This is a genomic window from Methylotenera sp. N17 (assembly GCF_000799155.1).
Classification (GTDB): domain Bacteria; phylum Pseudomonadota; class Gammaproteobacteria; order Burkholderiales; family Methylophilaceae; genus Methylophilus.
The window spans coordinates 681742-698104 of the sequence record NZ_JUGE01000001.1 but is presented as its reverse complement, the minus strand read 5'-3'; the positions used below and the strand labels follow the sequence as shown (position 1 = coordinate 698104).

Here is a 16363-nt window from a genome sequence, read left to right as displayed (position 1 = left end):
GGAGCATCATGACCGAACATAAAAATTTGTTTAAAGCAATGACTGTCCTTGGCTTGCTACTTGCCATTGGGATGGCAAGCGCTGCCTTTATTTTGGGCGTACAAGCTAAGCGCGCCGTGTCTGGTCAACAATCTATTACCGTCAAAGGGTTAGCAGAAAAGCCTATTAAAGCCGATAGCGCAGAATGGACGATTACCATTGGCGTTGCGAGCGACACCCAAGCCAATGCGCTCACTGCACTGGCCGATGAATTAAAAGTGGTACAAGCCTTTTTAGATAAACAAGGTCTGACACAGGACACTTGGACCATCGATGTGGAAACCATTGGCCCGCATTACGAAGAGGTCTTTATTAAAGATGTGCCGCGCCAAGTGCAAAAAGGGTTTGATGCCTACCAAAACATACGCATCAATACCAAAGATTTAACAAAAATCACCGCAGCCAATAAGGCTTTCTTGCAATTAAAAGCAGACAATCATCCAGTGAATGCGCAAGCACCTAGTTATCTGGTCAGCAACTTGGAAGCGATTAAAATGTCTTTAATTGCAGATGCCACCAAAAATGCACGCTCACGCGCCACAGAATTTGTGAAGCAAGATGGCGTGAAAGTAGGCGTCATGAAATCCGCCAGTCAGGGTGCGTTTTACATTTTGCCCGTAGGTGGCGCGGATGATAGCGACAACAGCTATGGCGGGGTCTACGACAAATCGACAATTGATAAAACCGCGCGCGTTGTGGTGACCATTGTTTACAATATTGAATAGCCAAATGACTAGCCATGAGTGAAATTCTGCGTATTAGCCAATTAAACGTGACACCCAAAAACGATACGTCACGCCTATTGGTCAACCAAGCGAACTTTTCCTTATCTACTGGCAAAACCACTTGTATCGTCGGTGAATCCGGCAGTGGCAAAAGTCTTACAGCCCTCACTATCATGGGCTTACTCTCTAAGCAGCTACAAGCCAGTGGCAATGTGGTTTTTCAAGGCCAAGACATCACACAGCTTGATGACAAGGCCATGCAAACCATCCGTGGCGCAAAAATCGGCATGATTTTTCAAGAGCCTATGACCTCACTTAACCCAGTGCTGACCGTGGGCTATCAAATTGGTGAGCCATTGACCGCACATTTAAGATTAAAAGGCCAAGCACTTAAATCGCGAGTCGCCGAACTACTCGAACAAGTGGGTATACCTGCCAGCCGAGCCGACAGTTATCCGGATGAGTTATCCGGTGGTCAACGTCAACGCGTGATGATTGCCATGAGCATTGCTTGCGAACCCGCCCTATTGATTGCCGATGAACCCACCACAGCGCTAGATGTGACAGTACAAGCTCAAGTATTGAAATTATTGGATGCGCTTAAAACACGCATGAATATGGCGATGTTATTTATCACCCATGATTTTGGTGTGGTGGCAGACATTGCCGATGATGTGATTGTGATGTTCCGTGGTGAAATTGTAGAGACAGGCACGCGCGATCAGGTGTTAAACCACCCGCAACACCCTTACACCAAAGCGCTACTGGCTTGCGTTCCCGATGCCGAAGGCCTGAAGACGCTTAAACCCATTGATTATGCATGGCTCAGTCAAGAGGCGACCGCATGAGTGACATCATATTAGAGGCCTTAAACCTCAATAAAACGTATACCCAGCGCAGTGGCCGTTTTGGCTTCAACACTACACACATCAAAGCGTTGGATGATGTCAGTATCCAACTAAAACAAGGCACTACCCTCGCCGTGGTCGGTGAATCCGGTAGTGGAAAATCCACTTTGGCACGTTGTCTGTTACAATTGCAACCGTTTGACAGTGGCGATGTAATATTCCAAGGGCAGCATTTAGCCCAACTTCATAAAGAAGATTTGCGCGGTGTGCGCAAACATTTGCAAATGGTGTTTCAAGATCCGTTCGCTTCGCTCAACCCACGTATGCGCGTAGGTGAGATTGTTGGCGAGGGATTGCTGATTCATGGAGTGGGTTCAACGGCGTCACGCATTGCACTAGTGCATCAAATGCTTGAACGTGTTGGGCTAACAGCAGCAGATGCAACGAAATATCCGCATCAATTTTCTGGTGGGCAAAGACAACGCATTGGCATTGCAAGAGCACTGGTGTTGCAACCTAAAGTGGTGATTTGTGATGAACCCGTTTCTGCACTAGATGTTTCGGTGCAGGCACAAATCTTACTGCTGCTCAAATCGTTGCAAGCAGAAATGGGATTAAGCTATATTTTTATCAGCCACGATTTACGCGTGGTCCGGCATATTGCAAATGACATTGTCGTGATGCACAAAGGCAAAATTGTAGAACAAGGCGCAGTAGAAGATATTTACACATCTCCTCAGCAGCCTTATACACAGCAGTTGTTACAGGCAATTCCAGGTCGCAAGGCCGCTTAAACTAAGATAATTAACCAAAGATAATGAAACCAGGGCAATTAACATGGCGTATGATTTAGAAGAGCAAGAACAGTTAGATGAATTTAAAGCGTGGTGGAACAAAAACGGCAAGTTAGTCAGTAGCATTGCGTTACTAGTGGTGTTGGCTTACGCAGGCTGGCAAGGTTACCATTACTGGATTCAAAGCAAGGCCACAGGGGCATCTAATCTCTATCAAACCATGCTCACTACGGAACCTACTAAGCTAGAAGAGATTAAAACCCAGGTCAACCAACTTAAATCAGAATACAGTGTAACGCCTTACGCTGGACGCGCCGCTGTGTTTGCTGCAAAAGCGCAGTACGCAGCTAACGATGCAAAAGGCGCTAGCGAGCAATTAACTTGGGCCATCGCACATGCAAAAGAAAGTAGCGTACAAGCCATTGCAGGGCTGCAATTAGCAGGTATTCATTTTGAAAATAAAGAGTATGCCGAAGCTAAAAAAGTACTGAGTGACATCAAAGACCCAGGCTATGCAGGGCTCAAAGACAATATGTTAGGTGATGTTTTACTGGCAGAAGGCAAAACACAAGATGCCAAACAAGCCTTCGAAGTCGCATTAAAAAACTTAGATACACAAGGCAGGTTGTTTCAATTAACCAAGCAAAAACTTGAGTCATTGGGCAGCTAGGTCATTGTATTGTATCGTCCATTGAATAATCGTCTTTAGGAAATTTAGTTTGCACCGTCTATACACCCATCACCTCATCAAAGTCGGCATTATGCTGCTGATGGTTTCATTGACTGCCTGTAGTGCGCTGACCGAGTTTCGTGCAGACATGGCAGATAAACTGTTTGGTGAGGAACCCCCTAACCCACCCGCTGAGTTAGAGGACATTAAAGCGTCTTATACAGCAAAAGTGGATTGGAAATTTTCGCTGGGTGATACCGCACGTTACGACTATACGCCAGCGCTAGAAACCGGATTTGTCTACGGTACCAACGTGGAAGGCGATGTCATCAAACTGGATGCCACAAAAGGCCAGCAACTATGGAAAACCAATATCGGTGAAACCATTAGCGGCGGTGTGGGCACGGGTGGCGGTTTAGTACTGGTAGGCACCAACAAAGGCCATGTATACGCACTGGATGTCACCGGTAAACCGTTATGGAACTCTAAATTAAGCAGCGAAATTTTAAGTGTGCCCCGTTACTTTGATGGCAAAGTGATCGTTAGAACCGGGGACAATCGTATTTACGGCATTGATGCAGCCGATGGCAGCCGCAAGTGGGTGTATGAACGTACCGCGCCAGCCCTCACACTCAGAAGCAGTGTAGGGATTATCGTCGACGGTGGCGCTGTCTACGCTGGTTATGCAGGCGGTAAATTAGCCGCCATTCGTGCAGACAATGGAAAATTGATTTGGGAAGCCACAGTGGCACAACCCAAAGGCGTCACAGAAATTGAACGTATTGCCGACATTACTAGCCTGCCATTTGTGGATGGCCCGCTTTTATTTGCCGTGGCTTACCAAGGCAGAATTGCCGCGATTGATCGCAAAAATGGACAAGTATTATGGAACCGTGATATTTCCAGCTATAACGGTCTCACGGCTGAAGATGGCAAACTGTTTGTCAGCCACACATTAGGTTCTGTTTACTCACTCGATTACGAAAATGGCCGTACATTCTGGCGTCAAGGCAATTTGTCTAATCGCAGACTCACCAAACCCTTGTCAATGGGCGCATTTATTGCCGTAGGCGATCTAGAAGGTTACATTCACTTCTTAAGTCGCGATGAAGGCAACTTCGTCGGGCGCATTAAAATTGACGACAATGCTGTGATGTCACTCGCTGCAGGCAATAGCACCTCTCAACTCCTTGCAGAAACGCGTGGTGGTGGCCTGTATGCCATCACGGTGAAATAATTTATGCTACCTACCATTGTTTTAGTTGGCCGACCTAACGTTGGCAAATCCACCCTATTCAACCGCATGACCAAAAGCCGTGATGCCTTGGTGGCAGACTTGCCCGGCTTGACGCGCGACAGGCACTATGGTCGCGGCATCGGTGCAAGCAAACCCTACTTGGTGATTGATACCGGTGGTTTTGAACCAACTGCAGAAAGCGGCATTTTGAAAGAAATGGCCAAGCAAACCTTGCTCGCCATTGATGAAGCTGATGTCATTATTTTCCTAGTTGATGGTCGTGCAGGCTTAACGCCACAAGAGTTCATCATTGCCGATAAATTGCGCAAAGCGCAGCGGCCTGTACTGTTAGCGGTAAACAAGACCGAGGGCATGAATAAAGCCGTAGTTGCGGCAGACTTTCACGAACTAGGTTTAGGTGACCCGCTCTCCATTTCATCAGCACATGGTGAAGGCGTCAAAGATATTGTTGAACTGGCACTTGAGCATTTTCCTGAACCAGCCTTCGACGAAGATAAACACGCAGACAAAATCCCCCGCATTGCTATTGTGGGCAGACCTAATGTTGGTAAATCTACCTTAGTCAACGCCTTGCTGGGTGAAGACCGCGTCATTGCATTTGATGAGCCAGGCACCACGCGTGACTCCATTGAAATTGAGATGGAAAAAGACGGTAAGCGTTATTCCATTATTGATACCGCCGGCGTACGCAAACGCGGCCGCGTGTTTGAAGCCATTGAAAAATTCTCTGTTGTGAAAACCATGCAAGCCATTGAAGATGCCAACGTGGCCATTTTAGTGGTTGATGCACAAGAAGGCATTACCGAGCAAGATGCGCACGTTGCCGCCTATATTCTGGATGCTGGCCGTGCCTTAGTGGTCGCTATCAATAAGTGGGATGGCCTTAAAGACGACGAACGCGATTGGATTAAACGCGAAATTGACCGCAAACTTATATTTTTAGATTTCGCCAAATTCCATTACATCTCGGCATTACGCAAAAAAGGCCTGCCGGAACTCCTAACTTCTGTGGATGGCGCATTTAAAGCGGCCATGGCCAAGCTCCCTACTCCACAACTCACCCGCGTACTTACCGATGCGATTGCGCAACACCAACCACCGATTACCCGTGGTATTCGCCCCAAGTTACGCTACGCACACCAAGGCGGTATGAACCCACCCATTGTGGTGATTCACGGTAACCACGTGGATGGGATTAAAGATAGCTATAAACGCTTTTTGGAAGGCGTTTTCCGCAAAACGTTTCAACTGACCGGAACGCCATTACGTGTGCAGTTTAATCAAGGTGAAAACCCATTTGCAGAGCCGGACAAACGTAAATCTGGTGAAGGTATTGTGAGTATGCGCCGCAGAAAAACAGCACAACGCGCCGAATTAAAAGCAAAGAAAGATGCTGAAGATAAAAAGCGTTAAACCCGTACCAGAATCAGAATCTAAGTATTCACCACTTCTAATTTGCGCGTATTAAATTGAATCAAGAATGACTCTACATCAAGCTCCGGAATGGGTCGCGCAAATAAATAGCCTTGCGCGTAATCGCAGCCAATTTGTTTAAGCAGCGCCAATTGCTCTGGTGTTTCCACCCCTTCTGCCACTACGGCCAAACCCAGTTTATGCGCCATCACTATCATCGCTTCGCACAACGCATAATTCTCTGAAGCTTCACTTAAGTCCACCAAAAACGACTTGTCAATTTTGATGTAGTCAATATCAAACTTGGTCAGATAAGAAAGCGAAGAATACCCTGTACCAAAGTCATCCAACGCCACCTGAATACCGGCATCGCGGTACTCCAATAATGCTTTACTGACGACCTCATTGGCATTCACCAACACCCCTTCAGTAATTTCAATCACTAGTGCATCAGTTAAAGAAAGTGCATTTTTAAGCTTGTAACACCAGTTGTTGCCCCCTGCTTGATGCAGTTGCACCGGCGATACATTGATGCTGACTTGGAAATCCGGATGCACCGTTTTACGCCAGCCCAGCACTGCAGCTAACGCTCGCTGAAACACCATATCCCCAATCTCGACGATCAAACCAGTGTCTTCTGCAATACCAATAAACACACCTGGCTGAATCATGCCTTTGGATGGGTGATTCCAGCGCAATAATGCCTCGCATTTAAGAATCTGGCTGGTTTGCAAATCGACAATCGGTTGATAATAAATTTCAAACTGATTATCTTGCAATGCTAAGCGAATATCACTGGTCAATTGACGTTTAAGCACCACGGACTCTTCCATCGCAGTATTGAAATGGGCGTAGCCGTTGCGACCAGATTTCTTGACCATGTACATCGCCTGGTCGGCATTTTTGACCAATTCATGATAAGAGTGTGAGTCTGTCGGGTACGATGAGATCCCTATGCTAATCGTCACATACACCATTTCATTTTGGATCTGGAACGGCACTTTAAGGGCTTCAATCAAACGTTCGGCCACATCATCCACATCATCATCGGCATTAAACTGATTCACAATCAATACAAACTCATCACCGCCGAACCTAGCCAGAAAATCAGCCTTGCGCAAGCAACCGAGCATTCTTTTAGAGACTTCTTTCAACAGATAATCCCCAGTTTGATGCCCTAAAGTGTCATTGATATCTTTAAAGTTATCGATGTCGATAAACATCACCGATAACGGCAAATTAGACTGATCGCACAGTTTGATTTGTCCATCTAGACAATCTTGGAACAATAAGCGATTAGGCAAGCCAGTAACAGAATCGAAATGCGCAATGGTGCGTAGCTTCTCTGCGTATTTTTTCTGTTCAGTAATGTCTCGAATATAGGCGCAGAACATATGTTTGCCATTTAAAGCATAGGCAGAAACCACCAGCTCTGCCGGAAACTCTTCTTTAGACTTGCGTTTTGCAGTTACTTCAATGCGCTTATTGAGCACCGGGCCATCACCTGTTTTTAAAAAGCGACGCATACCCATCAAATGAGCCTCAATATGTTCTGCAGGAATGATTAATAAATGCAGCTTTTCACCAATGGCCTCATATTCTAGATAGCCAAAAATCTGCTCCGCTTGCGCGCTCCAATGGCTAATCTCACTCTCTGCGTTAATTTCAATCACAGCATCCATCGAAGAGCCTAATAACGCTTTGAATCTGAGCTCGCTGTTTTTGATTTTCTCGGTGGCCATCAAATTGAACTGCACCATCCGGCGTGAGAGCGTCACGCCTATCGCCACTAAAATAGCCGTGAATATGAGCGACATCACATAAAACCAGGTATTGATTTGCCTAGAAATCTCACCCAGCGCATTGGAAAAATCCTCTTCAATCGGAGTGAGTTCAATATTTAAGCGATTAATCTCATCAATTAGCAATTTAATCGCTTTTGTATTTTGGGGAGTGCTATCGACAGTCTGTTTAAGCGCTTCTGCTAGTTTCTGGATTTTCAGAATGATGACATCGCCTTTTTTCCATAACTCCACAGGCTCACGCATCAACAACGTATCGTGTAAATGCACATAGAGCTTGATCAGGCCGCCGATATCTTCCGGATGGTTTTTGCCTTGCAGAAACCCGGTTTTGGCTGCTTCAGTATCGGGAGGAGATTGGTTTAACGAGATTCTGGCCAGATGATCGCCCAGTGGCACGGCAATCGCATAGGTATACAAGTCATAATCAAATGCAGATTTTGATTCAACATAGCGATTCAGATAAAAAACGGCATCCTTCTGCCCTTTTGACCACTCGCTTTCCCCAGTGACATATGCTCTAACCGAGGATTGTGTATATAGACTGAACCGCACAATCACAAGCATTAGGGAAATGATGATGATGAATGGCCAAATAATCTTGAGTAAATTTTTGCTTAACTCACTAATTTTCATCCCCTTCGGTACATTGCAACATTATTGATATTTTTTATATGCCAAACAGGTAGTACATGGAGTTCAATGTAATCGTATTTTAGTAAACCTTATTTGGCAACAAAAAACACACTAAAATTTAATGCATTAACAATGTTCATGACATGCATGTGTATGTCAAACAGCCAACACAACACCGATATACATGGGTTGGCAGGCTTAGCATCGTGCTTACCTGCGCAGAATTTGCGCCAATTAAACTGCCAATAGACTTACAAACTGGAGACTATTTAAAATAGCAAAGCATACATTTCAATAAATATGTATTTTTTCATACGCTTAAGTGTAAATTTTAGACATGCATATAAAAATCTAAACTATTGAATAAAGATAAAGTGTAATATTTACACTTATCCCTATTCACTTTTGGCCACAATGAAACACATCAACCTAAAACTAGATAGTCAACTATGTTTTGCCCTGTATTCAGCAACCCATGCACTTACGCGCGCTTACCGAGCGGCACTGGACGAAAAAGGACTCACCTATACCCAATACTTAGTTTTGCTGGTACTTTGGGAGTACGACACCATGAGCGTTAGCGCTATTGCGCAAAAATTAGACCTAGATTCCGCCAGTCTAACGCCCATATTAAAAAGACTAGAAACCGCTGGTATTTTGCAAAGATTACGCAATAAATCAGACGAGCGCGTGGTAGAAATCAAACTCACAGAAAAAGGCTACGCATTACAAGACGAAGTCGCAGAAATCCAAAAAGGCGTTGCTTGTAAAACCGGTTTAAGCAATGAAGCGTTTGACCAACTTAAAAAATCACTACACGAACTGACGCGTGTGATGAGTGCAGAAGCAGAATCGGACTCTGCGAAAGCTGCTTAAAAAATAATTAAGCAAATAGCCCGCAATTGCGGGCTATTTTTTCGGACACGGATTCGATCGCTCTCTACATATGTGGGCAGAAAATGTGAATTGCAAGACTTGGATTAGAGCTTACTGACCAAGATTCGGAACTGAGCTACCAGCAGTATAAATATTAATAATACAAACAGCCGTTACTAATATGAAAATGCTTGCCAATATTTTGGTGATAGTTTTCGACTGCTCATTGCATATCATCTCAATGTATCTAGTTATGACATACATAGCAATTATCAATGACAGCGCTGGAATCATACCAATCTCCTTATTGGTCTAAATCAGTTTCAATAGCAGTAACTATTGATTGCGTCCAGTCCTGACCAGTTACTTGCAATCGGTGGCGTTTTAGCCTTTGAACTTCAACAGTGTACTTATCCGCAGGCTTGTTGGCTGGTGATATAAATACGCCTACAACCTCTCCCCACGTAGATATACCAGCACCTTTTTCTGATTTAATATAACCACTCTCTTTTGATTTCTCAACGATGGTCAGATTATTACCCATTGCCTTAACAGCTGCCTTCCAAACCTCATCATATGTTTTGCCAGTAATGGTGAGTTTAGTGCTACCAACCTTGCCTGGCTGCAAAGAATCTGTTGTGGCGCATCCAATTAATACAAGCAGACTAAATACTATAAATAATTTATTCAATTACTTTTCCCACTTTCTTTTTATAACCACATATCAAAAAATATTCGCAAAATCAGGCACCAAGTTGTGTTGCAATACTACCAAATAATTATGCATAATTATTGATTATGAAGGTGGAACTCAATTAAACGTTAACATGCTGAGGGCAAGATGACATGTAAAGTATGCGGTCACATCAATGAATATACTGCTCTGCGTTGCAATAACTGTAGTAGCTCTTTATTAGAAAGTGCATCTGAATCTTTGAAGGGCACTTCGAAATCTAAAACAGCTTACAAAAAAACCGGATTATTCTCTAGTATTGTCAATAGAGAAGATGCTGAGAAAATGGCGAAAGATTGTGGTCAAGGTTTTTTTGTTTTAGCAATAATTCAGGGTGCTGTCGCATTGTTGTTCGCGCCATTTATGCTAATCGATGCCGTGCTTCTAGCTGTAGGTGGATACTTCGTCGCTTACAAACAAAGTCGAGTAGCTGCTATTTGTATGCTTATTCTTTCATTGGTTGGATTGGTTTTAACTACCTTAAATAAGATGGGTCATGATCTTGGGGGTGGAAATAATATTATTTTGTCACTCATTTTTACATATGCGGCAATTAGAGCAGTAGAGGCAACATTTAAATTAGATCGTGAATCCAAAATTGTCAGCTAATGCAAATTCCCTAGCTGACGCTGCGGTTTATTCCTAGCCTAATCCACAAACAAAAATGGCTACCGTAACGATAGCCATTTTTGTTTATTGGTGGAGCAGGCGGGAATCGAACCCGCGTCCGCAAGCCCTCCACAGACAGTTCTACATACTTAGCTGTGTTGTTTAATTTAACCGTACACTCACCAACGAGCAAGCAAGAGTAAAGCGAGTTACCTTAGGTTTAATGATGTATTAAGTAACCCAATACACCACGATCTTCTCTTTATGACGCTGCTGCTAGTTACCTAGCCCGACCGAGAAGCTCTTCGGTGCAGCGTTCAGCCGGTATTAAGCGGCTAAAGCGTAAGTTTCGTCGTTTGCGACTATACTTTTTTCAGATGGATTTACGAGGTAACCTGAATCCTCGGTATGCCCTGCACTGCTTTGCAACCCACGTCGAAACCTGGTCAGCCCCAAAGCAAATCACATTATACGCTATAACGCAGTTGCAATCACTTAAGTTGACCATGCCGAGCCAAACGCATGGCATGTTACAATTTCGGCTTTATTCTGTTTGTGCAAGATATCTCTGTGAAAAAGCTGGTTATTGTTGGTGTTGGCCTCATTGGTGGCTCGGTTGCACTTGCTTTAAAAAAGGCAGGTGTTGATACGCATATTGTGGGCGTTGGCCGCACACGTAATAGCTTGGATGAGGCATTAAACCTAGGCATGATTGATGCCGCAGAGTCCGATATTCAAGCCGCCGTGCGTGATGCAGACATGATTATACTCGCTGCACCAGTGGCACAAACTACGCAAATACTTAAAAGCATTCAGCCATTTTTATCTAACCATACCGTGATAACAGATGCAGGTAGTACAAAGAACGATGTGCTTGCCAATGCTAACGCGGTGTTAGGTGATCAGTGCAAACAATTTGTTGGTGGCCATCCCATTGCTGGTGCAGAGAAAAGTGGTGCCGCTGCTGCCATGGCTGATTTATTTATGGGCAAAAATGTAGTCATTACCCCTAGTGCTGATACTGATGCCATTGCAATTACTGCAGTCACTGAGTTATGGCGTACCTGTGGTGCGAATGTATCCACCATGAGCGCGGAACAGCACGATGCCATTTTTGCCGCAGTCAGTCACCTTCCCCACTTGCTAGCATTTGCGCTGGTAGATGATATTGCCTCCCGACCCAATGCTGCTCAATTATTTAGCTTTGCCGCCAGCGGTTTTAGAGACTTTACGCGTATTGCAGGTAGCCACCCTGAAATGTGGCGAGACATTAGTTTAGCCAATAAACAAGCGCTGTTAAATGAAATCACTGCTTTTGAGCAAGAGCTTGCGACAGTGAAGCAATTGCTCATCAACAGTGATAGCACTGGCTTAGAAGCTTTGTTTGAACGCGCCAGCCATGCCAGAAATCAATGGGCAAAAGGCAAACAATAGCCACATCATTCAATTTGAATTAGTAGACACCATGGAACAACTTCACTTACCCGCTTCTCAACATGCAAATGGCGAGATTAAGCTGCCCGGCTCCAAAAGTATTTCTAACCGTACGTTGTTGCTGGCTGCTTTATCCAAAGGCACCACGCTGATCCGTGATTTACTGATTTCCGATGATACCAGCCGCATGTTAGAAGCATTACAAACTCTGGGTGTAACACTGAAAAAATGCGGTGATTGTGATTGGGAAGTCACTGGCTGTGCTGGCAACTTCCCCAACAAGCAAGCGGATTTATTTTTAGGTAATGCCGGTACTGCATTTAGGCCACTCACGGCTGCGCTTGCTTTATCTCACGGCGAATATCATTTGCATGGCGTACCACGCATGCACGAGCGCCCGATTGGCGATTTGGTGGATGCCTTACGTCAAGCCGGTGCGAATATCGCTTATGAAGCGAATAGCGGTTTTCCTCCATTGAATATCGCACCTGCACAATTGGATGTTAGTAAACCCATTCAAATCCGTGGCGATGTTTCCAGCCAGTTTTTAACAGCACTGCTCATGGCACTTCCTCTCACGCAACAACAAGCCACCATTGAAGTGGTCGGCGAGTTGATCTCTAAGCCTTATATTGAGATTACGCTGAATTTGATGGCCAAATTTGGTGTGCAAGTACAACGCGATGGTTGGCAGCGCTTTACCATTCCTGCCAATAGTCAATATCAAAGCCCAGGTCAGTTTTTTGTGGAAGGTGACGCCTCATCAGCATCTTACTTTTTCGCTGCTGGCACTATTGGACTAGGGCCTATTCGTGTTTTTGGCATCACCAAAGATAGCATTCAAGGCGATATCAAATTTACCGAAGCAATTAGCAAGATGGGTGCAATGGTTAGCTGGGGTGACAATTGGATAGAAGTGAGTTCACCAACATCAAAACTCACTTCTATTAATTTAGACTGCAATCACATCCCCGATGCGGCCATGACTTTAGCCATTTTGGCACTGTTTGCCGAGGGCACGACCACGCTAAAAAACATTGCAAGTTGGCGTGTTAAAGAAACGGATCGCATTAGTGCGATGGCAACTGAGCTGCGCAAAGTGGGGGCAATGGTTGAGGAAGGCGCGGACTACATTAAAATCACCCCGCCTGTGCAACTCACGCCTAATGCTGTGATTGACACGTATGACGACCATCGCATGGCGATGTGTTTTTCACTGGTGAGCTTAGGCGGCGTGCCTATCACCATTAATGACCCAAATTGTGTGGCTAAAACATTCCCCAATTACTTCGAAGAATTTCAGAAGCTCGTATCCTAACTTATCTTAGTGTATATGCAACCAGCCAAAACTCACCGCTTTGGCATGACCTTGCGGATTCGCTTCTTCAAATTTCTTCCAAGCCTTTTCGTGGAAATAAAACACTACGGTATTACACGCGGGCTCGATCACTGCTAATAAGCCGCCCACCATTGCACTACCCGTTAATAAATAACCCACCGTAAACGCAACGGTAAAGTGTAAAATTGCAAAAGTAATCGTTTTTGTCATGATGCCAACTCCTTAAATAGCTGTTGTAATCATCATGCACGCAAGCATTTAACAAATCCAATTGATAGTTTTAAACAGTTTGATAAGTTTTATTAATGAATAATACAACCCCTACCATTCCCGTGATTGCCATTGACGGCCCTTCTGCTTCCGGTAAAGGTAGCGTTGCAGAACTAGTTGCTGAGCAACTCGGGTTTCACTACTTAGATTCCGGCGCGATTTATCGTATTGTTGCTTATGCTAGTCAGCTACAGCACATTGTTTGGAGCGATGCAGAAGCCATTGCCAAACTCACCACGCAGCTGAATATTGAATTCTCGCATGGCAATATCATGCTGAATGGCAGTAATATCACGGCTGAAGTACGTAGCGAGGAAATGGGTCGCGGCGCATCGGAGGTCGCAGTACATCCTGCAGTACGTCATGCACTGCTCGATTTACAAAAACAGTTCAGACAGTCACCCGGCTTGGTGGGGGATGGTCGAGACATGGCTTCTGTCGTGTTTCCGGATGCAGCACTCAAAATATTCTTAACTGCCGATGTTGAGATTCGCGCACAAAGACGTTACCAGCAATTATGCAACCGCGGCTTGGATGCTGATTACGAGACCATTCTGCAAGACCTGCAAGTGCGCGACTTACGTGATAGTCAGCGCAGCGCAGCGCCACTCAAACAAATGCCCGACGCACTATTATTGGACACATCCGACAGAAGCATTCAGCAAGCAGTGGACTTTGTGCTGGATGCCTACCAAAAAAGCTTGCATTCCTACAAAAAAATATAGAAAAAAAGCATTTAAGTCATTGAACATAAGATATTTTTTGTGTAATATCCTGTGTTCTTGTTACGACTACATTTAGGCGTAATGTTTAATTAACTACCCCACTGCTAGGTGGGATTACTTAATACCGAATTGGGATACCACTTTGGCTTATTAAGTAACTTTTTTGGATACAAACTTTTAATGGCTTCTACTTCTAACTCAACCCCATCTACTATGGAATCTTTTGCAGCCCTCTTTGAGGAAAGCTTAGCGCGTCAAGAAATGCGCTCAGGCGAAGTCATCACTGCGGAAGTTGTTTCTGTAGATAACGATTTCGTCATTGTTAATGCTGGTCTTAAATCTGAAAGCGTGATTAACGCTGATGAGTTCAAAAATGCGCAAGGTGAACTCGAAGTTGCCGTTGGCGACTTTGTAAAAGTTGCGATTGAAAAACTCGAAGACGGCTTTGGCTCTACACAACTTTCTCGCGAAAAAGCGAAGAAAATGCAAGCATGGCTTGATTTAGAAGATGCAATGAACGAAGGCCGTGTGGTTAAAGGTTTCGTTAGCAGCCGTGTTAAAGGTGGCTTACGCGTTTCTGTAAACGGTATTATGGCTTTCCTACCTGGCTCATTGGTAGATGTGCGTCCAGTTAAAGACACTACTCCATACGAAAATAAAGAGTGGGATTTCAAAGTTATCAAATTAGACCGTAAACGTAACAATATCGTAGTATCACGCCGCGCTGTGATGGAAGACAGCATGGGTGCAGACCGTGAAGCGTTAATGGGCACATTGACCGAAGGTGCAGTGATTAAAGGTATCGTTAAAAACATTACTGACTACGGCGCATTCGTTGATTTGGGCGGTATCGATGGCTTGCTACACATTACTGACTTGGCATGGCGTCGTGTTAAACACCCATCAGAAGTATTGACGGTAGGTGAAGAAGTTGAAGCAAAAATCTTGAAATTCGATCAAGAGAAAAACCGTGTTTCATTGGGTATCAAACAATTGGGCGACGATCCATGGGTTGCATTAACGCGTCGTTACCCAGTCAGCACACGTTTATTCGGTAAAGTATCTAACTTAACTGACTACGGAGCATTCGTTGAAATCGAGCCAGGCATTGAAGGCTTGGTACACGTTTCAGAAATGGATTGGACCAACAAAAATATTCACCCGGGCAAAATTGCACAGTTAGGTGACGAAGTTGAAGTGATGATTCTTGAGATTGATGAAGAACGTCGTCGCTTGTCTTTAGGCATGAAACAATGCAAACCAAATCCATGGGATGATTTCTCTGCTACTCACGCTAAAGGCGACAAAGTATCCGGTCAAATCAAGTCAATTACTGACTTTGGTGTATTCATCGGCTTGCCAGGTGGCATTGACGGTTTAGTGCACTTGTCTGATTTGTCATGGACACAAACTGGCGAAGAAGCGATTCGCAACTTCAAAAAAGGTGATGAATTACAAGCTGTGATTCTTGCCATTGATGTAGAAAAAGAGCGTATTTCTTTAGGTGTTAAACAACTGACAGAAGATCCTAATGGTAGCAGTAATCCTGCAGCCGACGACAAAGCCGCTAAGCCAAAAGCAAAAGCAGCTAAAACAAAAGCAGACGACATCATTGCTGATGACTCTGCGGCAGCCGGCACTACTAACCTTGGCGCGTTATTAAAAGCCAAGTTAGATAGTAAAAAATAATCGTCATCTACCTATTTAGGGCTTAAAGCAATGACAAAATCTGAATTAATCAACTTGCTTGCGGAGCGTTTTCCACAGCTGGTCGTTAAAGATGCAGAACTATCTGTAAAAGCGATTTTAGATGCCATGACAGATAATTTATCTACGGGCGAAAGAATCGAAATTCGTGGCTTTGGTAGTTTTAGTTTAAATTACCGTCCGCCACGTTTGGGGCGCAACCCAAAAACAGGTAGCAAAGTGCAAGTGCCAGCAAAACACGTACCGCACTTTAAAGCTGGTAAAGAGTTGCGTGATCGTGTGGATTCTGCGACTTAACGCTAAGTTGATGATTTAATTCAAAAGCAACAAATGTAACAATAGAAACGGCACATGAAAATGTGTCGTTTTTTTTATTGCGCCTTGCATCCAATATGCTCAAGCAGCAACGCATCATGCAAAACTTGTATTTATAGGCCCTAAATCATTAGCCTAGTACATGCCCATTAGGTAAAATACCCACATTA

At 44.4% G+C, this 16363-nt stretch carries 16 protein-coding genes and 1 other RNA gene; 13 read left to right on the top strand and 4 right to left on the bottom strand.

Features of this window, described 5'->3' with window-relative positions; translation table 11 throughout:
* Positions 1–8 precede the first annotated feature (8 nt).
* From FG11_RS03350 to der, 6 genes are all read left to right on the top strand, one after another.
* Complete coding sequence (locus tag FG11_RS03350) at positions 9–764, top strand: SIMPL domain-containing protein (RefSeq protein ID WP_025224041.1); 756 nt, start codon at positions 9–11, stop codon at positions 762–764.
* Between the two features lie 14 nt (positions 765–778).
* Entirely contained in the window at positions 779–1612 is an 834-nt protein-coding gene (locus FG11_RS03345; protein WP_020181654.1) for an ABC transporter ATP-binding protein, read from the top strand.
* Entirely contained in the window at positions 1609–2406 is a 798-nt protein-coding gene (locus tag FG11_RS03340) for an ATP-binding cassette domain-containing protein (protein ID WP_025224040.1), read from the top strand. Before FG11_RS03345 ends, FG11_RS03340 begins: the two co-directional genes overlap by 4 nt.
* 43 nt (positions 2407–2449) lie before the next feature.
* Positions 2450–3076 carry a YfgM family protein gene (locus FG11_RS03335; RefSeq protein WP_047533117.1) on the top strand — a complete coding sequence of 209 codons (627 nt, stop codon included), beginning with the start codon at positions 2450–2452 and terminating at the stop codon, positions 3074–3076.
* Between the two features lie 91 nt (positions 3077–3167).
* Positions 3168–4313: an outer membrane protein assembly factor BamB gene (gene bamB / locus FG11_RS03330; protein WP_047535722.1), complete on the top strand. Its 1146-nt coding sequence runs from the start codon at positions 3168–3170 to the stop codon at positions 4311–4313.
* Between the two features lie 3 nt (positions 4314–4316).
* Positions 4317–5747 carry a ribosome biogenesis GTPase Der gene (gene der, locus FG11_RS03325; RefSeq protein ID WP_025224039.1) on the top strand — a complete coding sequence of 477 codons (1431 nt, stop codon included), beginning with the start codon at positions 4317–4319 and terminating at the stop codon, positions 5745–5747.
* A gap of 20 nt (positions 5748–5767) precedes the next feature.
* Here the strand turns inward: der and FG11_RS03320 are convergent, their stop codons facing one another.
* Positions 5768–8185, bottom strand: coding sequence for a putative bifunctional diguanylate cyclase/phosphodiesterase (locus FG11_RS03320; RefSeq protein ID WP_052184917.1), 2418 nt, complete (start codon positions 8183–8185; stop codon positions 5768–5770).
* 414 nt (positions 8186–8599) lie between these two features.
* On the opposite strand from FG11_RS03320, the gene FG11_RS03315 reads away from it, so the two are divergent.
* Entirely contained in the window at positions 8600–9061 is a 462-nt protein-coding gene (locus FG11_RS03315; RefSeq protein WP_020181648.1) for a MarR family winged helix-turn-helix transcriptional regulator, read from the top strand.
* A gap of 304 nt (positions 9062–9365) precedes the next feature.
* Here FG11_RS03315 and FG11_RS03305 read toward each other — a convergent pair whose 3' ends face one another.
* A complete protein-coding gene (locus FG11_RS03305; RefSeq protein ID WP_047533110.1) occupies positions 9366–9752 on the bottom strand; it encodes a hypothetical protein in 387 nt (128 codons plus the stop codon).
* Between the two features lie 150 nt (positions 9753–9902).
* On the opposite strand from FG11_RS03305, the gene FG11_RS03300 reads away from it, so the two are divergent.
* Positions 9903–10403 carry a hypothetical protein gene (locus FG11_RS03300; RefSeq protein WP_152604038.1) on the top strand — a complete coding sequence of 167 codons (501 nt, stop codon included), beginning with the start codon at positions 9903–9905 and terminating at the stop codon, positions 10401–10403.
* A gap of 88 nt (positions 10404–10491) precedes the next feature.
* Here the strand turns inward: FG11_RS03300 and ssrA are convergent.
* Positions 10492–10857: a transfer-messenger RNA gene (gene ssrA / locus FG11_RS13405) on the bottom strand.
* Positions 10858–10925: 68 nt separating this feature from the next.
* Here ssrA and FG11_RS03295 point away from each other — a divergent pair.
* Together FG11_RS03295 and aroA are read left to right on the top strand one after the other, a co-directional pair.
* A complete protein-coding gene (locus FG11_RS03295; RefSeq protein ID WP_200884558.1) occupies positions 10926–11837 on the top strand; it encodes a prephenate dehydrogenase in 912 nt (303 codons plus the stop codon).
* Between the two features lie 31 nt (positions 11838–11868).
* Entirely contained in the window at positions 11869–13155 is a 1287-nt protein-coding gene (aroA, locus tag FG11_RS03290; RefSeq protein ID WP_047535700.1) for a 3-phosphoshikimate 1-carboxyvinyltransferase, read from the top strand.
* 6 nt (positions 13156–13161) lie between these two features.
* On the opposite strand, the gene FG11_RS03285 is transcribed toward aroA, so the two are convergent.
* The gene (locus FG11_RS03285; protein WP_020181645.1) at positions 13162–13386 is read right to left on the bottom strand and encodes a DUF2061 domain-containing protein; all 225 of its coding nucleotides are present in this window, start codon (positions 13384–13386) and stop codon (positions 13162–13164) included.
* Positions 13387–13481: 95 nt separating this feature from the next.
* Here FG11_RS03285 and cmk point away from each other — a divergent pair, with 95 nt between their 5' ends.
* From cmk to FG11_RS03270, 3 genes are all read left to right on the top strand, one after another.
* On the top strand, positions 13482–14171 hold the full coding sequence (gene cmk, locus FG11_RS03280) for a (d)CMP kinase (protein ID WP_047533107.1): 690 nt from the start codon (positions 13482–13484) through the stop codon (positions 14169–14171).
* Positions 14172–14351: 180 nt separating this feature from the next.
* Entirely contained in the window at positions 14352–15860 is a 1509-nt protein-coding gene (gene rpsA, locus FG11_RS03275; RefSeq protein ID WP_025224030.1) for a 30S ribosomal protein S1, read from the top strand.
* 30 nt (positions 15861–15890) lie between these two features.
* Complete coding sequence (locus FG11_RS03270; RefSeq protein WP_020168729.1) at positions 15891–16175, top strand: integration host factor subunit beta; 285 nt, start codon at positions 15891–15893, stop codon at positions 16173–16175.
* Positions 16176–16363 lie beyond the last annotated feature (188 nt).